The organism is Haladaptatus marinus (assembly GCF_051194195.1).
The window spans coordinates 176,645-195,006 of record NZ_JBLZNK010000009.1 but is presented as its reverse complement, the minus strand read 5'-3'; the positions used below and the strand labels follow the sequence as shown (position 1 = coordinate 195,006).

Here is an 18,362-nt window from a genome sequence, read left to right as displayed (position 1 = left end):
AACGAGGCGGGCTACGTTGACAATCACCGATTCGGTCGCCGCATCGCGACCATCTACGCCGGATCCAAAAGCGAGTGGGAGGCACGAACCGCCGAAACCAGTTCCTGTACGTCCTCGTCCGCCTCCTCGTCGGGAACTACCGGTTCCATCCCGTCGAACACTTCGTGGACGATGGCAACTCCGTCCGAAAGGGTGTCCAGTCCGTAGCCACCTTCGAGAACGAATCCGAGCGGTGCATCGACTTCGTCCCCGACCGCGCGAACACGCGCGGTCAGCATTCCGTACCCCTCCGTCGAAACGCGCATCCGGGAAATCGGATCGTGACGATGGGCGTCGAATCCCGCACTCACCAACAGCAGGTCGGGGTCGAATTCGACGATCGCGGGTGCGACCAGTTCGTCGAACGTTGTCCGGTACTCCGGGTCGCCCGACCCTGCCGGGAGTGGTACGTTGAGCGTCATCCCTTTTCCGTCCGCCTCGCCGATCTCTTCGATTTCACCAGTGCCGGGGTAGAGCCCCTCCTCATGAATCGAGGCGTAGAACACGTTTTCGTCATCGTAGAAGATGTCCTGTGTCCCGTTTCCGTGATGAACGTCCCAGTCGAAGATGGCGACGCGCTTCGCTTCGTCCCTGTAGATGACCGACTGGGCCGCGACTGCCGCATTGTTGAAGAAACAAAATCCCATGGCATCGTCGCCGACTGCGTGGTGTCCCGGCGGTCTTCCCAGTGCAAACGGTGTGTCTCGCCCATCATCACCTGCGAGTGCTCGCCGTGCAGACCAGCATGCCAGCCCGGAACTTTGGAGTGCGGCGTCCCACGTCTCGGAGACGGCAACGGTGTCGGGATCCCAGTTTCCGCCACCGTTCGCGCAGAACTCCCGAAACTCCTCGACATAGGCGGCGTCGTGGACGGCAGTTACCTCGGCTTCGGTTGCGGGGACGGGGTCGATATACTCGACACCGTGCTTGCGCGTGAGTGCCTGACGGATCGCGCGCAATCGATCCGGATTCTCTGGATGACGCTTGCCTGTGTCGTGGGCTAAACAAACCTCGCTGTAGCCGAATTTCATTCGAACAGCCTGAAGTAAGTCTCGATGTCCTCTGCCTTAACCGTTCGCCGGTCTGCGTGGTGCGCGAGAATCGACGCCGCAGACGCGACGTTGTCGGCGTAGTCTTCGAGGATGTCCGCGAGCGCCACGCGCGCATTCATCGCGACGCGATAATCGTCGGCGATTTCGAGCCGAGCGATTCGGTCGACGGGTGCGACCGGTAAGGTGAGGTCGTCCTTGTCGATGACCTGTTGGACGCCGAAATCCTCCGCCATCAGTGTCTTCCGTCCGTCCCTCGTCGCCTGTGTTGCGGCATCCACGGCCAAATCAGCCCCGTGGATTTGAATACGACGGGCGAGTTCTTCTGCCGCCCCCGCACTGACACGGAGGGAACCCGCGTTCCGTCGGATTATCGTATCGACCGGCGCAAACGGAAGCTCAACGCTCATAATCCAACAGCGGGAGTCGGTCGTCCTTAATCTTTCCCTACTGTCGTTCGCGGCAAACTGGACGGGAGGAGGATAAAAATCTGCCAGCACGAATAAGAGCGATGAGGCCAAATCTTCGGCCACGATGAGCGACGATAACCCACACGAGCGCGATCGAACGATGGCCCAGGAGAAAGAAGAGCAGGAAGAAGCGGAGGGAAAAGCCGAAGCGGAACAAGCCCGCGAGGAAGAACTCGAGAACGAAACTGAAGTCGAACACAAAGAAGCGCGCGAGGACGCCGCGGCAGACGAGCAGAACGTCGATAACCACCGCGACGAAAAACCGTTCGAGAGTTAAAACACGTCTTCCGCGTCGAGTTTCCCGTCGCGAAGTTCGCCTCGGGCCGTAACCTCTTGCCCGAGGTGAACGTCCGCGTTCGTCTCGACGCTCACCGTTTCTTCACCGTCGTCGAGCACGACGGGATTTCCGGCCTGAACGACCGTACCAGTGAATTCGACCTGCTCGCCGGCGGTACCGTCCGTTGCGTCTGTTTCAGCGTCTGCTCCCGTCTCTGCCGTCGCAGAATCGTTCGAACTGTCGGTTTGGGAATCGTCCTCGGAGTCACCACCGAACGCATCGAGTCCGGTTGCGTCGCCGTCGTCCGACTCGGTCGATTCCGTCGGCGAATCGCTGTCGAGGACAGTGATGGTAGATTGCCAACCGGCAGAGGCTTCGATGTCGTCGGCCCAGCCGTCTTTGATGTCCACATCGGCGAACTGGGCTTTGTCACCCGGCGCGAGTTCGAAGTCGGCTTTCTCGCCCCAGAGGGCGACGCGGATGTCCCCCGTTTCGTCCTGCACACGAACGTTTTTCACCTGGCCTTCCGACCCGTCGTCCCGGTCGAAGGTTCGCTTGGGGTCTGCCGAACGAATCACGCCCGCGATGTCGGCCGTATCTCCGATTTGGAGGTCGGCAATCGATGTGCTTTCGGGAACGTACTCGATGGCCGCGTCGATAGCCTCGACCGCACCACGGTTGCCAACGTGGAGTTCGAGACTGCCGTTTCGCTCGCGCACGTATCCATCGACCACTTCGACGGCGATACCGGGCGAGAGTTCCTCCGCAGTGTTCGCCTGTTCGTCCCAGAGCGTGACGCGCAAGCGACCCGTTTCGTCGCCGAGGGTCAGGTTTGCGACTCGCCCCTCCGACCCATCATCGCGGTCGAAGGTGCGGACGGCACTCGTGTCCAGAAGCTTTCCTTGCAGGTTCACGTCCGAGAGGCCGAGGGAGAGGTCGGAAATCGAGTAGGTGTCCTGCACCTGTACGTCGATTTCCGTGTCCTCGTCCTGTTCGGCCTGGTCGACGCTGACCTCCGTGCCGTTGTAACCGTCCTTCGGACGACCCTTGATTCGGAGGACTTGCCCAGGTTCGAGTTCCTCCTTTGCGGCCGCAGCCTGTTCGTCCCAGAGCGAGATACGAATCGAGCCGGTTTCGTCCGCGACATCGACGTTCAGGACGCGGCCGTCCTCGTCGTCACCGTCGCGGTCGAACGTGCGGATATCGCCGACGCTGGTGACCTTGGCGATGAACTTTACTTCGTCCATGCCGGGTTCGATGTCGGCGACCCCGTTGACTTCGTCCTCGTCCAGTTCGTGGGCAATGAGCATCGCGGCGGTTTCCTCGTCCGCGAGTCCGCCCATCTGTTCTACTTTTTCCTCGACGGCGTCCCGGAATTCGTCCAGAGAGATGTCGGCATCGAGGTCCCCATATACCTCGTCTATAACGCCCATAATCGTACTCTGGTGCAGGGTTGGCCGTCGCTTAAGCGTTGTCTTTGTGTCGGCAGTCCGACGCCGTCCGGTGGTTTTATTGCACTTTGGCACACGATGAAGGGTGGTCGCGTCTTCCAAAATAAACCTACGCCTCGTCACGGATTTCGACTGGATTCTCGGTTCACCGTTGCAATCGTTCGTTCATGCCCCTTCGTTTTCTTTCGCTCCGTCGTATTCGGCAGTCGTCACTTCCTTCGTCTCGCCTTGCGTCTCGTGGGAAATCGTCACCGACTTCGGGACGCCGGAAGCGAAGGTGAATTTCGATTCGTACTCGATCGCACCGAGGCACTGTTGACAGGCCGAGACTCCCTTTTGTTTCTTCGCGCGAATCGTGACGGACAGGGTTCCAGCCTTCCGGTCGTAGTTCACCGCCCCCAGTTTCGCGACGTAGCACGGATCGCTCGTTTGGATGGTGCCGGTCACGACGACGTTCTTTTTTGACTCGTTGAACTTCACCGACGCCTTCTGGGACGCCCCGTCCGCACAGCCAGCATCGACTATCTTCAGCGAGCGGTTCTGGAGGGCCGGTTTCGATTCCGTCGTGGTGTCGGTCGATGTGGTGGTTTCGGTAGCGGTCTCAGTCGTTCCTTCGGTCGTGGTGGTCGATGTCTCTCCCGACCCGTCGTCAGGTGCTTGCCCACCGGGTGAACCGCCTTGGCTGAGACAACCGGCGAGTGTCCCGACCGTCACTGCCGCGCCTGCCTGTTTGAGGATGTTTCGTCTTTGCATACTACCGAACACCATGTCTATAGTAAAAGAACTCCCGTAGGCGAAAACAGCGATTTGAGTTACCCTCATATCCTCGTTTGCCGACATTCGAGAGACTGCGTGGCACACCCACAGTGCCCCCAGACCGTAACCCCTATTAAGGGAACCGCGAAATGAATAAATGAGTCCTGGTAGGGTAGTGGACTATCCTCTTGGCTTGCGGAGCCAGGGACCGGAGTTCAAATCTCCGTCAGGACGTCATTCTTACGGAATCGACACGAGAGAGCCGTCGGCTCTCTCGTGTCATGGAGGAAGATAACGACTCGTGGAAATTTGAGCCAGCGAGGCGCATGCCCGCGCAACGTAGTGAGCAGGAACGTCTCGGCCAGTTCAAATATCCGTCAGGACGCTCACTTTCGTTCGCGACCTGACGTGCCTCACGCGAGCGTAGCGAGCGTGAGACTCCATCAGAACGTTTTCAGAAACGAATTCGGCGAGTGGAGCGAGTCATTTTCTCGCTCGAACCAACAGTTTCTCGTTACTGAATCCGTGAACAGCACCGTCTTTGACCGTCACGTCGTACACCTCCTTTGCTCCCGGTTGCCGAACGAGTTGCTCCAACTTTTCCCGCCGTTCCGCGCTGGTTTTCGTGCGCTCGACCCATGAGTCGTAGTCGAGTTCTTTGCGCACGGTGACCGACTCGTCGATGGTAAACCCGGCCTCGCGGAGCCAATCTTGCCATTGTGCAACGGACTGTGCTTCGCCGTGAGTCGGGTCACGAAGCCGTTCGAATCGGTTGTAAAATTCGGCTAATCCCTCGTCGTTCGGTGTGACGTTATCTTCGAACGCGAGGACGCCGCCGGGTGAGAGGATACGACTGACCTCGTCCACGAACGTCTGGGGGTTCGGGAAATGATGAGCCGCGATGCGGCAGGTGACGGCGTCGAAGGTGTGGTCGGCAAACGGGAGGCGTTCCGCGTCGGCGACGATACCGGGCAGGTCGAACGCCTCGGTTGCCGTCTCCATCATTTCAGGTGTTGCATCGGCGGCGACGACGGTGTCGATGATTTCTCCGAGTGCGCCGGCGGTATGCCCTGTACCGCACGCGACATCGAGAGCGCGACTCGCACCGTCACACCACGACGCGAGGAGTTCTAAATCCGCGCCGAACTGGTGAACGTCGCTGTCGAGGTAGGCGTCGGCGATATCGCCGAACGAGGCGGTCGTCGTCCGTTTCTGTTCGAGGTCGTCCATACCCGTCCTACAACTATCGCAGGTATGATGATTGGTGTTCGGTCAATTCTGGCCGGACGGGAAACGCGGTGGGTTTGCAAATCGTGCTATGTTCCAACAGGCCAAATATGCCTTCAACCGTGACACTTTTCAACGCGACACGAGTATTTACTCGTGTATGAGTAAAATCGAAAACTACCGACTGTTCGTACAGGACTTGAAGAGATGGGCCGTCAAGAAAGCAGCCGAGAAGTAAACGCTCAGTTTTTCTACGCGGTCGAGCCGTGTCCCTCTGTATCGATTGCTGTAATATTCGTTCGAAACTGCTATTCGTTGGTTAGCGGTCGCTCTATCCGCGCCGCGAGGAGAAGGAACAGGCCGAGGAGTTTGCCCGGTTCACGGAACCGAGCCATCTCAGTTCTCGAATCGTATTCCACGACGCCTGCATCCGCCAATTTCGGCACGTCGATATTACGTAACCGGGCGACAGTGCGTTCATACTCGTCGTCGGTTACGTCACTGACAGGTTTGTCGTGTCGCCACGCCGTGACTTGAGCCGCGATTTCATCGAGTCCAGCAGAGCCGTCCAGCTCGTGAAGGTAATAGAGCACGTACCGTCGTTGCTCGTCCGCCAACAGTCGGAATATTTTGTTCAGTGACCGCTCGTCAATAACAGTTCCCTGCAACATCGCCCCCTCACTGGTACGCTTCCCTAGCGAATAACCATTATGGCATGTTACCGTTTGACGATGCGGAAACGATTTTCCATTTCACCGACAACGACGCGGTATGGACGACTATCTCCGGGCAGGTCTCGCTATCTTCAACGTGGGCGAGTTTCACGCCGCTCACGACGCATGGGAAGACCACTGGTTGGAACTCGAGCGCGATTCCCCCGACGAGCGATTTCTTCACGGTCTCATCCAATTCACTGCCGTCGTGTACCACGCACAGGATGCGAACTGGGACGGCGTTCGCGGACTCGCGGAGAGCGCCGCGTCCTACCTCGACGGACTACCAGCGAACTACCAATCGGTCAATCTTGGCACGGTTCGAACCTACCTTCGTGCAGTTCGTGACGACCCCGAACACGTCGAACGGGTGGCACCGCCGCGGTTGACACATCGAAGCGTCGTCTTACTCCCCGATGGCCTCGATTTTGAAGCGTCCGCGGTCGCAGCCCTCGTTCTCGCCGAGGAGTTCGGCTACGACGAGTGGGTAATCGAGCGCGGTGTCGAGTTCGCGCGTGCGGATTTGGAATCCGGCGACGAGGGAAGCCAGTTCATCACCCTCGTCATGGATTTCGTTCGAGACGCCGAAAATCGAGGGCTGGTTTTCCAACGACTTCGGGGCCACGTCCAAAAGCGGGATTCGCGTGAGCGGGACGTTGACGGTCTGTTCGAATGATTTCGGAGCACCGAGTTTGAATGACTCAGCCGAAGTGCGCCAGCGCGTTTCGCGTGAGGAGTGCGAGATTTCGGAGAAGTCTCGACTGTGAGCGGCAGAGCCGCGAACTGGCGGTACGGTGGCGGTCATGTGGAGTCGGCATTACTCGCCGGTCGTTCACTTTGACTTCCCAGTCGGCGCTGTCGTAGTGAAGATACACCTGAACCAATCGGTACAATACAAACGAAAACGGAGCCACCAAACCGCTACTCGTCGAAGTGGGCGGAGTTATCCTGAGGGTCGTAGCCCAACACCTCTCGTGCCCGCTCGATGGAGTAGTATTTTCGGTCGTTGTCGGAGATGCCGTAGACGATTTCGTAGTCGTAGTCGGCCTGCAAACAGCAGTCGAAAAGATGGGCGCAGTCGCGGTAAGAGAGCCACATCGCCTGCCCGCGCTCGTAGTTTTTCGGCGGATGGCCTTTGGTGAGGTTGCCGATTCGAACGTTGGCCACGCTGAGGTCGAACTCGTCGTTGTAGTACCGCCCGAGGACTTCGCCCGTTGCCTTGCTCACGCCGTAGAGGTTACTCGGGCGGGGAAGTTCCGTGCCGTCGAGACGGAACTCGTCGTGCGGTCGGTAGAGGTCGGGCTTTCGCTGCTCGGTTTCGTAGTTTCCGACGGCGTGGTTCGATGAGGCAAAGATGAACTTCTCGACGCTTCCCGAATCGACCGCGGCTTGCAGAATGTTGTGTGTTCCGTCGATGTTGTTGCTGAGGACGCTGTTCCACGGTGCCTCCGGACGGGGGTCACCCGCGAGGTGGATGATGGCCCCTGCTCCATCGACGGCTTCGTAAACGGCGTCGTAGTCGGTGATGTCCGCAACGAAAAAGTCGTTCGACGATTCCTCTGCTGGTGGTTCTCGGTCGAGTAATCGCCAGTCGTACTTCGATTCGAGGTTGCCGAGAATCGCCGACCCGACGCGGCCTTCAGCACCCGTGAGAAGAACGGGGTCGTCCATTCAGTCGGCTAGAGGAACAACGGTGATAAGAACCATGCGGTTTCGATCACGTCAACAGTTTGCCAGAATTCACGCCAGCATGCGACGGAGAACCTTATCCCGGGCGAGCATGACACCGGCGATGAGCGCGACAGCACCCATGACGCCGAGCCAGATTGCCGTCACGCTGTCGCCCGAGGCCGCGGTCTGGAGACCGTCGTACTCCGCGAACAGGCCGAGCGCCGTCAGGAGTACCGACCCGAGGGCGTACAGCAAGAACGCGCCGATTTCGAGCAGTGGTTCGTACATGCACCTCTGTCCGAACGTCGTACTCAAGAACGTTTCGTTGCCCTCCGGCGGAACGTTTTTGACTGGCTATCACAGAACCGATACTATGGGACGATACGGAAAACTGGATTATCCGAAACTGACGAAGACGGGATTCCTCCTCGGCGTCGCACTGGTCGCAATCGGCGCGCTCGGCGAAATTGTCGGAAGCGCCCTCTTCGGGCCACTGCCGGGATGGGAAAACATGCTCTTTACCGACCTCGAAATCCTCGGTATCCTGCTCGGTCTTCTCTCTCCGTTCGTGTTCGGAATTTTCCTTCCGCTGACGGAGTAGGTACGCGAACCGGGAAAACTTCGAGACGAGAGAAGTTACGCGAAAGAAGAATTACGCGAGACGGGAGAACGCGAGATTTCCGCGCACGCTCTCGATGTAGATGGTGACGACATCTCCTTCCTGCGCGCCCGGAACGAAAATCGTGTATTTGCCGCGCTCGGCGACACCGTCGCCTTTGCGACCGGTGCCGGTGATTTTGACTTCGTAGGTTCGCCCTTCTTCGACGGCATCCTGTTGGTGGGTTCGACTCGACGTGCTACGTTTCGTGACCGGTCGGAACGCACCACAGGCGTCACAGCGAAGCATGAGGTTACGGTCTTCGCGGACGAGGCGGGTGTCCGGCAGACCACATTCGGAACAGGTGACGAACTCTTCTACGTACTCATCCAATGCAGCGTCGAAGTCGGACTCGGAGAACGACCCGCTGTAGCGGGCCTGGCCGTCCTCGAACTTACCGCTGGTACCGAGTTCGCGCTGGAGCGCGCTGTGGACGTGCTCTGAATCACGGGAGAGTGAGTCCGCAATGTCGCCGAGGTTTGTCAGTCGTGTAAACGACCCGTCTTTCTGTACTGCTGGGTTCGGGAAACTGAATCGCTCGTCACTCGTTTCGAGGTCCGGAACCGCATCCATGCCTCTGTCGAGAGCTGAATCGTAATCCATACTCGTGCCAGGTTGTGGACGCATAAAGGTTCTCCGTGTTGCATGTCATCACGAACTTTAACCCCCGAATTCCTCGCACCAATCATGGAACCATCCACACGAGATTCGGCATGTTTCGAGGCGGGTATCAAATTCGGCGCGTTGTATCACCAGTTCGCCGGAACGCCCGTCAACCCCGACAGTGCACCCAGCCTCGAAACTGCAATCGAGGAGAGCATCGAAAACCAGCCATTCTGTGAATCGGTCGAAGTCGGGATTTTGACCGATAAATTGGCCGAAGCAATCGACCACGGCTATACGGAACTGACTGGGAAGTTCATGGAAGTCGAAATCGTCATTGACCACGAGGGATGTGAAGTCGTTACCCGAATGGAAATGGAAGACGGCTATCCATTGATGAAAATCGAGTCGGTTCAGGAGGACTGACGTGATGAGTGAACCCCCGGAGCGACCACCGGGTATTGAACCGTCGAAATATTCGGATGTGTCGAAATAGATTTCCAATGAATACCGCGCCCGAGTGGGCTACCGTCACCGCGGGTGGTGCCAGTAGCCGTCAGAAGGGGCTGCGCCGGGACTGGTGGGTGGTGTGGACACCATCGCTTGGACCGTCAGCTGACAGATGATCGAATTCCTTCGTCGGAGTGGTGCCGTCAGTCCAGGCCAGGCGACCCTGCGTTTCGACATCGAGCCCATCGTACGAACCGAAACGTTTGGATGCTGATTCGATGTAGTCCGCCAGTTCTCCGCTCTCAGCCGTCTCGGCGTCGGGATAGGTGTTTGCAAGTGTGAGGTGAGTCGTTTCGGTTCCGAATCGCCACGATTTGAGCTCTCCCGTGATGATGTCCTTCCGGAACCCGCGCGATGTTGACCCGTCCATCGCCTCCGGGTAGCACCAGAGCGCGTGAGGGTCGTCAACGACCCCAAACATCGCTGCTACATGCTCGTTGCCGTCGGCGTACTGGCTCGTTTCCCCAGCCGATGAGTCGATGATCGCTTTCGTGTACTCGACCGCATCACCTTCGCGCATCGGAGACACCACCATCAAAGCGTCCTCCGAGACGGCGTAGACGTAGTCCGTGCCGTAGAGGTCGAACCCCTTGTAGCGTTCCGGTTCCGGTCGGGTGGTTCGCGCCGCTGTCGTGGAAATCTGTGTCGTTGTCGTGGAAGTCCGCGTCGTTGTTGTGGACGGCCGCATGTCACTGATGAGTTTCTCGCCGACTGCCTCCGGGTCGAACGACCCGATGGCCAACTTCATGAGATGGTCGATCTGTACTGCGGCATTGACGGCAGTTACATCGACGTACTCGCTGGGAACGGGGCGCAACATCTGGGTTTCGAGTCGGGAGTAGGCGTTCTCGTGGATGGAATCCTGGTGGGAACGGATACCTGCGATGTCGAAATACCGAACCCCATAGCCATCGCGCAGCGGAGTCGCCGTTGGATCCGGGAGCCACCGTGTGAAATCCGGCGCTGCGGGTTCCCCGGATGGGCCAGATGTGGATGATTCGTTTGGACTACTATCGGTTCCAATTGACGGGTCGCTGAGACACCCGGCAATCGACGCGAGCGTTCCAGTGCCGAGCGCGAGGCCAGTCGTCTTGAGGAGGGTTCGTCGTGAACGAGGCATGGAGTATACCTATTGGAGTAATGGAGTAAGATTTCTCATATATTTAAATTAATGAACTTTTGTAAGGTATGGCCCACCGCAAGTGAGGAGCGACAGCGACGAGCGAGCGGGCTCGGTGCAGATTGAAAGGAGCACCGAGATTCCGATTCGAGTTTTCTCAGGGAGCGCGACGTCGCCGCTCCCACAACAAAAGGTGGGTTTTCACTTTCAGTTTCGGGTTACGTTTTAAATGCAATCCCGCCGAATCGACTGTCATGAGCCAAGCTTCGTTCGATGACGAACTGTTCGGTGAAGCGGCGAATGAGATGCGCGAGGATGTCGAGGAACACCTCGCCGCCGCGCGCGAAGAACTGCCACCGGTCGAAGCGGTCTGGGAAACCGAGGCGGAAAACACGCTCGGAGCACTCAACGCGCTTCGCTCCGCGCTCGATGTCGGCGATGCGGAAGACCATCTCCGCGACGCCAAAAAATGGTACGCGATGGGCAAACGTGCAGACGCCTTCGAAGACGCGGACGATTTGGAGGCCGAAATCGAGACGCTCGACTCGGCAATCAACGACATCGACAGCGCCCGCGAACAGGTCGGCGAACTGGCGAGCACGATTCCGAGCCTGAAAGGCGCACTCGAAGACCTACACGCGAAAGACGACGAAACCGACGAAACCGACGAACCCGAAAAAGACGACGAGGCTGAAGCGGAAGCCGACGACGAAGAAGAGGAGACCGAAGAGTAGCTATCGGTGTTCGGGACGGGTCACGTCCCGCGATGCCACCGCCGAGAGCAGTTTCACAAGCGACTGCGTCGCCAGTTCGAGCAGTTCCTCGCCACGTTCTTCATCACCGTCCGCGGGGTCGCCGACGACACCGTTTTCAGTGAACTCCGCGCTGTCGTACGCGAGATTGGTGTACGACACCCACTCACCCCACCCGTCGCTGGCACCCTCGCGGGCCGATTCGACTTTGTCTTCGCGGACGAGGTCGCCGCGAGTGTGACGCAAGAACGCGGTTTCCAGTGGGCCAGCGTGACCCATATCGCTTCGATGGTCGCCGACCGCCTCGAACCACGTGAACGGAACGGCGTAGGCCTCATCGTGGCGCGTGATTTTCCCGGCGACTTCACGCAGTGCGGCGACGTTGCCACCATGTCCGTTGACGATGACGACTCGATTCCAACCGTGATGAGCGAGGCTGGCGACCGTCTCGCGAACGTACCGTCGGAACGTGTCTTCGGTAACCCAGAGCGTCCCGGTGAACTGGCGATGCTCTTCGCTCACGCCGACGGTAACCGGTGGGGCGACGACCACCTCGTCGCCGTATGCGGCCGCTGCCGCGTCCGCGACCGCTTCCGCGTTGAGCCAGTCAGTTCCGAGCGGCGCGTGCGGGCCGTGCTGTTCGGTGCTTCCTACCGGGAGAAGCGCGAAGTTCGTATCGACCTCGTCCGCCTCTGTCCACGTCGCATGAGAGAGTTGCATGTCTGATTCGTACGCGGGGACATCCTTGTACTCGCCGGAATCGTTTGTCTTCGGCGAAATCGTAGCCGAATACTACAGTCGTTCAATTCACTGACGCCCTAGCCAGAAGGATTTACTGACTCACTCGTGTGATTCCTCCATGGCCAACAGAGATCGCGAAATGGGAGTGGAGCTGGGTGAGTTGAGTGACGAACTCGACAACCACGACTATCCCGCCTCGGTGGACGACCTTGTGGCGGAGTACGGCGACTACGAAATCGAATATCCGAACGGTTCCGAGCGGTTCGAGGAAGTAATCGGGCCGCTCGACGAGACGTACGAGTCCGCAGACGACGTTCGACAGTCAATCCTCAACATGGTGGACAGCGACGCGGTCGGTCGCCAGCGATACTCGGACAGAGGCGGTACCGAACAGTCGTCGCCGGAAGACGACCCCGACCAAGAATCGTTCTGACGAGATCATCACGGAAACGAAACACACTGTTCCTCCGGTAGGCACCGATTACGCTACCAGTAGACCGCCGTTACTACCGTTCAGCAAATCGAACGAACATGAACGGACGACTGCCTTATTCCTCGCAGTCCCGCACGGATGGATACCTGATGAGAGGTGAGTACAGACATGCAGGTCACCACCGGGGCCTGCGAACGAAGCCATGACAGGTGAACGCCCGACAGCGGAAACCGTATCGTCCATCCTCGGCGACCGCGAACTGGTCGTCGCCTCGAATCGCCAACCCTACAGCCATGAGTACGAAGACGAAGAAATCGTCGTTAATCGACCCGCAGGCGGTCTCACATCGGCACTCGATCCCGTCGTGCAGTCTGCCGGGGGAACGTGGGTCGCGTGGGCAAGCGGTGACGCGGACGGCGAGGTAACCGACGACGACGGACGAGTCGGTGTACCACCGGAAAATCCCGCTTACGACCTCCGACGAGTCTCGCTCTCCGACGAACAGGTCGATGGGTACTACTACGGCTACAGCAACCAAGTGCTCTGGCCAATTTGCCACATCGACCCGTCGAAGATGAACGCGCGCGCTGATTTCTGGCAACACTACCGCGACGCGAATCGGAAATTCGCGGATGCCATCGCCGACGAAGCGAACGGAGAGTCGGTCGTCTGGTTGCAGGATTACCACCTCGCGTTGGTTCCGCGAATGGTGCGTGAAACCCGCCCGGACGTATTCTGCATGCAGTTCTGGCACATCACGTGGCCATCGCGGGACGCCTTCCAGACGTGTCCGCAGTACAGACAACTGCTCGATGGACTCCTCGCAAACGACCTCATCGGCTTCCACACCGACCAGTACTGCCAGAACTTCCTCGATTGCGCCGCCATGCTCCCCGATGCCAGAGTCGACCGGGCAACCCGAAGCGTCGTCTACGACGGACGGCGAACCTTCGTCCGATCCTTCCCGCTCGGTATCGACGCCACACAGAGACGCCAACTCGCAATATCGAGCGCCGACAACGAGTTCTGGCACGAGTTCAAGGACGAGCACGATCTCGGCGACACGCTCGCGCTGGGGATCGAACGGCTCGACTACACGAAAGGGATTCCCGAGCGATTGGCGGCGCTCGAACATCTCTGGGAGACACGTCCCGAATGGCAAGGAGAGCTCACCTACGTCCAGAAAGCGAGCGAGAGCAGGAGTCAAATTCCGGAGTATCAAGCGCTGCAAGACTTCGTCGAGTCCGAAATTCAGCGACTCAACGAACGATTCGGAACAGACAACTGGACTCCGGTCGTCTACCTAAACGAGTACCTTCCGAAAGACGGTCTCGCGACGCTATACCGCGAGGCAGACCTCGGTATCGTCAGTCCACGGCGCGACGGAATGAATCTCGTGGCGAAGGAGTTCGTCGCCTCGCAGGTGGACGACCCTGGAGTCCTCCTGCTCAGCGAACTGACCGGCGCGGCCGAAGAACTCGGCGACGAAGCGATACTCGTCCATCCCCACGATACGCCGGGATTCGCCGATGCCATCGAGTCCGCGCTCTCACTCCCCGAACCCGAGCGTTCGCGCCGGATGAACGACCTCGAACGGTTGGTTCATTCGAACGACGTGTACGCGTGGATGAACGCACAGTTCCGGACGGTGAAAGCGATTCAGCGTGGACGCGACGTTGCCGCGAAATCAGTTAAACGACAATGACGAACGAACCACCCGAACCGCTTCGAGAGAACCTCTATGCATTGGTGAACCGACTCCGTGATGCCGACGGACTGCTCGCAATGTTCGACTTCGACGGTTCACTCGCACCAATCGAAGACCATCCTGACGAAGTCGAACTCCCGCCAGCGACCCGAACTGTGCTCGAAGAGCTACAGCGAGAGATAAACGTCCAGGTCGGTGTCGTCAGCGGTCGCGGCCTTGCCGACCTTCGAGAACGAGTCGATATCGACGGCATCACCTACGCTGGCAATCACGGTCTGGAACTCCACACCGACGACGGACAGGAAACGCACCCGGTCGCCGAGGATTCGAGGGATGAAATCGCGGAGCTTTGTGACGAACTCGAATCCCGACTCGCATCCATAGACGGAGCGTTCGTGGAAAACAAGAGAGTCACTGCGTCGGTTCACTATCGCCTCGTCGATGATGAGCATGTTCCGGGGGTTCAGCGGGCAGTTCGGGACGCGGTTCGTGACGGGGACGACGTTCGTCTCACGTCCGGTAAAGCGGTTTTGGAACTGCGACCCGATGTGGAGTGGGATAAGGGACGAGCAATTCGATGGCTGTACGACCACCACGTTCCGGACGACGAGGCGTGGCTTCCGCTGTACGTCGGCGACGATCGAACTGACGAGGACGCGTTCGAAACGCTTCCGAAATCCGGTCTCGGCGTCAAAGTCGGCAATCACCCGCCGACCGTGGCGGGATATCGTGTCGCCGACCCGTCGGCAGTACGAGCCATCGTTGCGTGGTTGGCGGAGTACGGTGTCGAATTTCTCCGAATGGGGTCGCTTTCGAACGGCCCCCCGTCCACGTAACGAAATCCTCCGTTACTCGGGACGAAATCGACCGCGGAACCGACAAACGATCTGAACAGTCACGCCAGTTTATTCTCCGTTTGCGAGTAGCAGGACGGCAGAGAAACCATGGCAACTGAAGATAAAACGGAACGAACTGCGGACGACCCGAAGGACGAGCAAGAAGAACACCGAGGGGAAGAAAAAGGACGACCAGAGGAAGGAGAGCGACGAATCGAGACCGGTGAGCGGTCGCCGGAGCGACGAAAACGGTCGCCACGACAACCCATCACTCGACGACAACCTCCTACGTCCGAACGATATCAGCGAGAAAGTGCTCCCGGAACACAGCCATCGAGAGGCCCCCACGGACAACCATCCGGCACATCACGGCAGGGGGAACGGCAGGGAACGGAGCAAGCGTCCTACAGTGGTCGATACGGAAGCAGAGTACGCAAACAAGAAGCAGACGAACGAGCTCGCGAAGCCAAGCGAGAACGCGAGGAACAGCCGTCGGAACCACAACCACGTCGGAGCGAAAACCAGCGCGAGTCGGAGTCAGCCACGGTAGAAAAGTACGGCGGGCCACGCGACCCGAACTGGGAACGACGACGGCGTCGGAACGCCCAGCGTCGAGGGAACGAACAGACGATGGGTTTCGCGTTCGGCCAGCATCGCCCCGGGCGACCGAAGGGACGACGATACCAGCGTAGACAGCGATAACCGTCGCAGTCGTCGGCGAATCTCGCGGGGGGTCAGTCGTCGGCGTCCGTCCGGGCGGTTCTGCGGGCAGCGCGTTCGATGAACTCCTCCGGCAGTTCGTCGATTTCTCCGGCTTGGACACCCCAGAGGTGGGCGTAAAGGCCGTCGTTCTGGAGCAGTTCATCGTGCGGCCCACGCTCGACGATTTTCCCGCCTTCGAGGACGACGATTTTCTCCGCATCCTTGATCGTCGAAAGTCGGTGGGCGATTGCGAACGTCGTTCGGTCTTCGGTGAGTTTGTCGAGACTGCGCTGGATGAGCATCTCGGTCTCGGTGTCCACGTCGCTGGTCGCCTCGTCCAGGATGAGGATTTCCGGGTCTTTCAGGATGGCACGGGCAATCGAGATGCGTTGGCGCTGGCCACCGGAGAGTTTGACGCCGCGTTCGCCGACTTTGGTGTCGTAGCCGTCCGGTAGATTGGTGATGAACTCGTGGGCCTCGGCAGCTTTCGCGGCTTCCTCGATTTCCTCGTCGCTCGCGTCGAAGGTGCCGTACTCGATGTTTTCCTTCACTGTTCCGTAGAACAGGAAGGTGTTCTGGCTGACGTAGCCGATGTTCTGTCGAATGCTCGGGAGACTCACGTCGCGGATGTCGGTGCCGTCGATTCGAATCGCACCCTCGTTCACGTCGTACATCCGGAGGAGAAGTTTCAGAACGGTGGATTTCCCCGCGCCGGTCGGCCCAACTAGTGCGAGGGTGTCACCGCCCTCGACGGTGAACGAGATATCCTCGACGATGGTCTCGCTGTCGTCGTAGCCGAAGGTCACGTCGTCGTAGACGACCTCGCCCTCGCCGACGACGAGGTCGTTTGCATCGGGGTCCTCGCGGATTCGACTCGGTTCGTCCATCAGGCCGAAGATTCGGGCGCTGGACGCGTACGCGCGTTGATACATATTGATGATGGAGCCGAACTGGGCCATCGGCCAGATGAATCGCTGGGTGAGAAGCATGAACGTGACGAACTGTCCCGCCTCGAGCTCGCCCGAGAAGAACCACGGCCCTTCACCGTTGAACACCCAGAGCCCCCCGACGATGAACGTCAGAGCGAAGCCGAGACCCGAGAGTATCTGGAGCGACGGGAAGAACTTGATTCGGGTCACGATGGCGTCCCAGTTTGCACCGAAATAGTCGTTCGAGACATCTTCTACCCGGTTGGATTCGAACGATTCCGTGTTGCTCGTCTTAATGACCTGAATCCCGCCGAGGTTGTTTTCCAGCCGAGAGTTGACTTTGCCGACGGAAGAGCGTACGTCGGCGTATTTCGGCTGGATGATTTGAATGAACTTGTAGGTGAACAGGGCGATAAGCGGAACAGGTACCAGTGCGACGAGCGCGAGTTGCCAGTTGATGGTGAGTAGGACGGCAGCGATAGCGACCACCATTACGCCGAGACGGAACGCGGAATTCATCCCGTCGTTGAGAAAGCGTTCGAGGCGGTTCACGTCGTTCGAGAGGATGGACATCATCTCCCCGGTCTGCTTGTCCGAGAAAAACTCCATATCCAGTCGCTGCATCTTGTCGTACGTGTCGGTACGAATCGAGTGCTGGATGTTCTGGGCGAACGAGTTCCACCCCCAGTTTCGCGCCCAGTGAAAGGCCGCACCCAACCCGAACGCGACTGCGACGACCCCTACGGAGAACCAGAACTGTCCTTGAGATGACCCCGGTGTGATTCGCGTAGCGAAGCTCTGTGAGAGAAACGGGACCGATTTCGAGATTGCTTCCGTATACGGAATCTGCTCACCTTCCTGAAACAGCGCGTCGAGAGCGACTCCAAGGATAATGGGCGGCAGGAGGTTAAGCACTCGAGCGAAGAAACTCGAAATGACCCCGACGACAAAGGCGACCCGGTTTTCACCCCCGTATTCGAGGAACAGACGCCGCATCGGATTATCGGCGTTTTCCCGTTGCTCCTCGAACGGGTCGTCTTCGTCTGTGTGTATGCTCATGATACTCATAAATGGGACACTGGATTGATAAGAGTTTCCTACGAACCGAAACATCCCCTATTCGAAGGTTCAAAATTCGGTTTTCGATTGTGTGCCCGCCCGACGAATAAATGTTTGGATAGTTCAGGTGTTCTAAAACGATAGCAATCATCGATACCAGTCCGGATGACTCGAATCGCGACAAGTGGTTCGTTCGGCGGTCGCGGTCTTTTCCTCCGCTCAGAGATCGCGACCCTCGACCGTCGGGTCGATTCCCGCGGCATCCAAGTCCTGCCGAACTCGCTCGCGGAGTGGCCCCGGAACCGTCCCGCGGCCGACCGGAACCGCCACGTCACCGTCGCCTTTGACCTTCCAGTAGAGCACGCAGTGGCTAGGTTCGTAGTATTCGATGCTGTAATAGTCGTCGGCACCGCGGTAATGAACCCGAGCCGCGAACTCGTCTACCTTCCAGCCATCCTGCTCGCCGAGTGCGGAGAGCGAATCATCCATACCTGCGATTTGCTAGCGGGTCTGGTAGTCGTTGCGAAAACGAGAAAGTAACAGTTATTCCCCCGGAGCGATTTTTCCCGGGTACGGGTTCATGGTCTAGTTGGTTATGACGCGGCCTTTACAAGGCCGAGGTCGGTGGTTCGAATCCGCCTGAACCCATCGAATTTTA

General features: G+C 58.7%; 22 protein-coding genes and 2 tRNA genes. 11 read left to right on the top strand and 13 right to left on the bottom strand.

The genetic code is table 11. From position 1 onward, the window contains the following. Positions 1–53: 53 nt before the first annotated feature. Positions 54–1,070 (bottom strand): histone deacetylase family protein, encoded by a 1,017-nt coding sequence (locus ACN2TU_RS26040; protein ID WP_435159663.1) that lies wholly within the window; start codon positions 1,068–1,070, stop codon positions 54–56. Continuing rightward, the gene (locus tag ACN2TU_RS26035; protein ID WP_435159661.1) at positions 1,067–1,498 is read right to left on the bottom strand and encodes a histone; all 432 of its coding nucleotides are present in this window, start codon (positions 1,496–1,498) and stop codon (positions 1,067–1,069) included. The genes ACN2TU_RS26040 and ACN2TU_RS26035 overlap by 4 nt, the downstream gene beginning before the upstream one ends. Before the next feature lie 124 nt (positions 1,499–1,622). On the opposite strand from ACN2TU_RS26035, the gene ACN2TU_RS26030 reads away from it, so the two are divergent. Next, positions 1,623–1,835: a hypothetical protein gene (locus tag ACN2TU_RS26030; protein ID WP_435159659.1), complete on the top strand. Its 213-nt coding sequence runs from the start codon at positions 1,623–1,625 to the stop codon at positions 1,833–1,835. On the opposite strand, the gene ACN2TU_RS26025 is transcribed toward ACN2TU_RS26030, so the two are convergent. Both ACN2TU_RS26025 and ACN2TU_RS26020 read right to left on the bottom strand, forming a co-directional pair. Further along, positions 1,832–3,268, bottom strand: a complete 1,437-nt coding sequence (locus tag ACN2TU_RS26025; protein WP_435159657.1) for a single-stranded DNA binding protein — start codon at positions 3,266–3,268, stop codon at positions 1,832–1,834. The two genes, ACN2TU_RS26030 and ACN2TU_RS26025, sit on opposite strands and share 4 nt — an antisense overlap. A 183-nt stretch (positions 3,269–3,451) precedes the next feature. Beyond that, complete coding sequence (locus ACN2TU_RS26020; protein WP_435159655.1) at positions 3,452–4,039, bottom strand: hypothetical protein; 588 nt, start codon at positions 4,037–4,039, stop codon at positions 3,452–3,454. Between the two features lie 164 nt (positions 4,040–4,203). Here ACN2TU_RS26020 and ACN2TU_RS26015 point away from each other — a divergent pair. Then, positions 4,204–4,276: transfer RNA gene (locus tag ACN2TU_RS26015), tRNA-Arg, on the top strand. Between the two features lie 249 nt (positions 4,277–4,525). Here the strand turns inward: ACN2TU_RS26015 and ACN2TU_RS26010 are convergent. Together ACN2TU_RS26010 and ACN2TU_RS26005 are read right to left on the bottom strand one after the other, a co-directional pair. Continuing rightward, positions 4,526–5,272 (bottom strand): class I SAM-dependent methyltransferase, encoded by a 747-nt coding sequence (locus ACN2TU_RS26010; protein WP_435159653.1) that lies wholly within the window; start codon positions 5,270–5,272, stop codon positions 4,526–4,528. Positions 5,273–5,577: 305 nt separating this feature from the next. Next, positions 5,578–5,940 (bottom strand): DUF7344 domain-containing protein, encoded by a 363-nt coding sequence (locus ACN2TU_RS26005; protein ID WP_435159651.1) that lies wholly within the window; start codon positions 5,938–5,940, stop codon positions 5,578–5,580. A gap of 100 nt (positions 5,941–6,040) precedes the next feature. Between ACN2TU_RS26005 and ACN2TU_RS26000 the strand changes: the two genes are divergently transcribed. Continuing rightward, on the top strand, positions 6,041–6,658 hold the full coding sequence (locus ACN2TU_RS26000) for a DUF309 domain-containing protein (protein ID WP_435159649.1): 618 nt from the start codon (positions 6,041–6,043) through the stop codon (positions 6,656–6,658). Positions 6,659–6,903: 245 nt separating this feature from the next. On the opposite strand, the gene azf is transcribed toward ACN2TU_RS26000, so the two are convergent. Both azf and ACN2TU_RS25990 read right to left on the bottom strand, forming a co-directional pair. Then, complete coding sequence (azf, locus tag ACN2TU_RS25995) at positions 6,904–7,653, bottom strand: NAD-dependent glucose-6-phosphate dehydrogenase Azf (RefSeq protein ID WP_435159648.1); 750 nt, start codon at positions 7,651–7,653, stop codon at positions 6,904–6,906. A 69-nt stretch (positions 7,654–7,722) separates the two neighbouring features. Continuing rightward, positions 7,723–7,941, bottom strand: coding sequence for a DUF8151 family protein (locus tag ACN2TU_RS25990; RefSeq protein WP_435159646.1), 219 nt, complete (start codon positions 7,939–7,941; stop codon positions 7,723–7,725). An 85-nt stretch (positions 7,942–8,026) separates the two neighbouring features. Here ACN2TU_RS25990 and ACN2TU_RS25985 point away from each other — a divergent pair, with 85 nt between their 5' ends. Continuing rightward, positions 8,027–8,254 carry a DUF7860 family protein gene (locus tag ACN2TU_RS25985; RefSeq protein WP_435159644.1) on the top strand — a complete coding sequence of 76 codons (228 nt, stop codon included), beginning with the start codon at positions 8,027–8,029 and terminating at the stop codon, positions 8,252–8,254. A 51-nt stretch (positions 8,255–8,305) separates the two neighbouring features. On the opposite strand, the gene ACN2TU_RS25980 is transcribed toward ACN2TU_RS25985, so the two are convergent. Next, positions 8,306–8,914 (bottom strand): translation initiation factor IF-2 subunit beta, encoded by a 609-nt coding sequence (locus tag ACN2TU_RS25980; protein WP_435159642.1) that lies wholly within the window; start codon positions 8,912–8,914, stop codon positions 8,306–8,308. Positions 8,915–8,998: 84 nt separating this feature from the next. Here ACN2TU_RS25980 and ACN2TU_RS25975 point away from each other — a divergent pair, with 84 nt between their 5' ends. Then, entirely contained in the window at positions 8,999–9,340 is a 342-nt protein-coding gene (locus ACN2TU_RS25975) for a dihydroneopterin aldolase family protein (protein WP_435159640.1), read from the top strand. 130 nt (positions 9,341–9,470) lie between these two features. Here the strand turns inward: ACN2TU_RS25975 and ACN2TU_RS25970 are convergent, their stop codons facing one another. Next, entirely contained in the window at positions 9,471–10,544 is a 1,074-nt protein-coding gene (locus ACN2TU_RS25970) for a hypothetical protein (protein WP_435159639.1), read from the bottom strand. 254 nt (positions 10,545–10,798) lie between these two features. Here ACN2TU_RS25970 and ACN2TU_RS25965 point away from each other — a divergent pair, with 254 nt between their 5' ends. Continuing rightward, positions 10,799–11,278: a DUF5790 family protein gene (locus ACN2TU_RS25965; protein ID WP_435159638.1), complete on the top strand. Its 480-nt coding sequence runs from the start codon at positions 10,799–10,801 to the stop codon at positions 11,276–11,278. Here the strand turns inward: ACN2TU_RS25965 and ACN2TU_RS25960 are convergent, their stop codons facing one another. Continuing rightward, a complete protein-coding gene (locus ACN2TU_RS25960; protein ID WP_435159636.1) occupies positions 11,279–12,016 on the bottom strand; it encodes a creatininase family protein in 738 nt (245 codons plus the stop codon). A 139-nt stretch (positions 12,017–12,155) separates the two neighbouring features. On the opposite strand from ACN2TU_RS25960, the gene ACN2TU_RS25955 reads away from it, so the two are divergent. From ACN2TU_RS25955 to ACN2TU_RS25940, 4 genes are all read left to right on the top strand, one after another. Continuing rightward, positions 12,156–12,470 (top strand): DUF5789 family protein, encoded by a 315-nt coding sequence (locus ACN2TU_RS25955; protein WP_435159634.1) that lies wholly within the window; start codon positions 12,156–12,158, stop codon positions 12,468–12,470. 202 nt (positions 12,471–12,672) lie between these two features. Further along, on the top strand, positions 12,673–14,175 hold the full coding sequence (locus ACN2TU_RS25950) for an alpha,alpha-trehalose-phosphate synthase (UDP-forming) (RefSeq protein WP_435159632.1): 1,503 nt from the start codon (positions 12,673–12,675) through the stop codon (positions 14,173–14,175). Further along, complete coding sequence (otsB, locus tag ACN2TU_RS25945) at positions 14,172–15,014, top strand: trehalose-phosphatase (RefSeq protein WP_435159630.1); 843 nt, start codon at positions 14,172–14,174, stop codon at positions 15,012–15,014. The genes ACN2TU_RS25950 and otsB overlap by 4 nt, the downstream gene beginning before the upstream one ends. A 108-nt stretch (positions 15,015–15,122) precedes the next feature. Next, the gene (locus tag ACN2TU_RS25940) at positions 15,123–15,716 is read left to right on the top strand and encodes a hypothetical protein (protein WP_435159629.1); all 594 of its coding nucleotides are present in this window, start codon (positions 15,123–15,125) and stop codon (positions 15,714–15,716) included. A 32-nt stretch (positions 15,717–15,748) separates the two neighbouring features. On the opposite strand, the gene ACN2TU_RS25935 is transcribed toward ACN2TU_RS25940, so the two are convergent. Together ACN2TU_RS25935 and ACN2TU_RS25930 are read right to left on the bottom strand one after the other, a co-directional pair. Beyond that, positions 15,749–17,704 carry an ABC transporter ATP-binding protein gene (locus ACN2TU_RS25935; protein WP_435159627.1) on the bottom strand — a complete coding sequence of 652 codons (1,956 nt, stop codon included), beginning with the start codon at positions 17,702–17,704 and terminating at the stop codon, positions 15,749–15,751. A 219-nt stretch (positions 17,705–17,923) separates the two neighbouring features. Then, positions 17,924–18,193 carry a DUF7538 family protein gene (locus ACN2TU_RS25930; protein ID WP_435159625.1) on the bottom strand — a complete coding sequence of 90 codons (270 nt, stop codon included), beginning with the start codon at positions 18,191–18,193 and terminating at the stop codon, positions 17,924–17,926. Between the two features lie 85 nt (positions 18,194–18,278). Here ACN2TU_RS25930 and ACN2TU_RS25925 point away from each other — a divergent pair. After that, a tRNA-Val gene (locus ACN2TU_RS25925) sits at positions 18,279–18,352 on the top strand. Positions 18,353–18,362 lie beyond the last annotated feature (10 nt).

Excerpts from the sequence above, each read along its gene's own strand:
- ACN2TU_RS26040 (WP_435159663.1), bottom strand. The coding sequence starts at position 1,070 with ATGAAATTCGGCTACAGCGAGGTTTGTTTAGCCCACGACACAGGCAAG.
- ACN2TU_RS26035 (WP_435159661.1), bottom strand. The coding sequence starts at position 1,498 with ATGAGCGTTGAGCTTCCGTTTGCGCCGGTCGATACGATAATCCGACGG.
- ACN2TU_RS26030 (WP_435159659.1), top strand. The coding sequence starts at position 1,623 with ATGAGCGACGATAACCCACACGAGCGCGATCGAACGATGGCCCAGGAG.
- ACN2TU_RS26025 (WP_435159657.1), bottom strand. The coding sequence starts at position 3,268 with ATGGGCGTTATAGACGAGGTATATGGGGACCTCGATGCCGACATCTCT.
- ACN2TU_RS26020 (WP_435159655.1), bottom strand. The coding sequence starts at position 4,039 with ATGCAAAGACGAAACATCCTCAAACAGGCAGGCGCGGCAGTGACGGTC.
- ACN2TU_RS26010 (WP_435159653.1), bottom strand. The coding sequence starts at position 5,272 with ATGGACGACCTCGAACAGAAACGGACGACGACCGCCTCGTTCGGCGAT.
- ACN2TU_RS26005 (WP_435159651.1), bottom strand. The coding sequence starts at position 5,940 with ATGTTGCAGGGAACTGTTATTGACGAGCGGTCACTGAACAAAATATTC.
- ACN2TU_RS26000 (WP_435159649.1), top strand. The coding sequence starts at position 6,041 with ATGGACGACTATCTCCGGGCAGGTCTCGCTATCTTCAACGTGGGCGAG.
- azf (WP_435159648.1), bottom strand. The coding sequence starts at position 7,653 with ATGGACGACCCCGTTCTTCTCACGGGTGCTGAAGGCCGCGTCGGGTCG.
- ACN2TU_RS25990 (WP_435159646.1), bottom strand. The coding sequence starts at position 7,941 with ATGTACGAACCACTGCTCGAAATCGGCGCGTTCTTGCTGTACGCCCTC.
- ACN2TU_RS25985 (WP_435159644.1), top strand. The coding sequence starts at position 8,027 with ATGGGACGATACGGAAAACTGGATTATCCGAAACTGACGAAGACGGGA.
- ACN2TU_RS25980 (WP_435159642.1), bottom strand. The coding sequence starts at position 8,914 with ATGGATTACGATTCAGCTCTCGACAGAGGCATGGATGCGGTTCCGGAC.
- ACN2TU_RS25975 (WP_435159640.1), top strand. The coding sequence starts at position 8,999 with ATGGAACCATCCACACGAGATTCGGCATGTTTCGAGGCGGGTATCAAA.
- ACN2TU_RS25970 (WP_435159639.1), bottom strand. The coding sequence starts at position 10,544 with ATGCCTCGTTCACGACGAACCCTCCTCAAGACGACTGGCCTCGCGCTC.
- ACN2TU_RS25965 (WP_435159638.1), top strand. The coding sequence starts at position 10,799 with ATGAGCCAAGCTTCGTTCGATGACGAACTGTTCGGTGAAGCGGCGAAT.
- ACN2TU_RS25960 (WP_435159636.1), bottom strand. The coding sequence starts at position 12,016 with ATGCAACTCTCTCATGCGACGTGGACAGAGGCGGACGAGGTCGATACG.
- ACN2TU_RS25955 (WP_435159634.1), top strand. The coding sequence starts at position 12,156 with ATGGCCAACAGAGATCGCGAAATGGGAGTGGAGCTGGGTGAGTTGAGT.
- ACN2TU_RS25950 (WP_435159632.1), top strand. The coding sequence starts at position 12,673 with ATGACAGGTGAACGCCCGACAGCGGAAACCGTATCGTCCATCCTCGGC.
- otsB (WP_435159630.1), top strand. The coding sequence starts at position 14,172 with ATGACGAACGAACCACCCGAACCGCTTCGAGAGAACCTCTATGCATTG.
- ACN2TU_RS25940 (WP_435159629.1), top strand. The coding sequence starts at position 15,123 with ATGGCAACTGAAGATAAAACGGAACGAACTGCGGACGACCCGAAGGAC.
- ACN2TU_RS25935 (WP_435159627.1), bottom strand. The coding sequence starts at position 17,704 with ATGAGCATACACACAGACGAAGACGACCCGTTCGAGGAGCAACGGGAA.
- ACN2TU_RS25930 (WP_435159625.1), bottom strand. The coding sequence starts at position 18,193 with ATGGATGATTCGCTCTCCGCACTCGGCGAGCAGGATGGCTGGAAGGTA.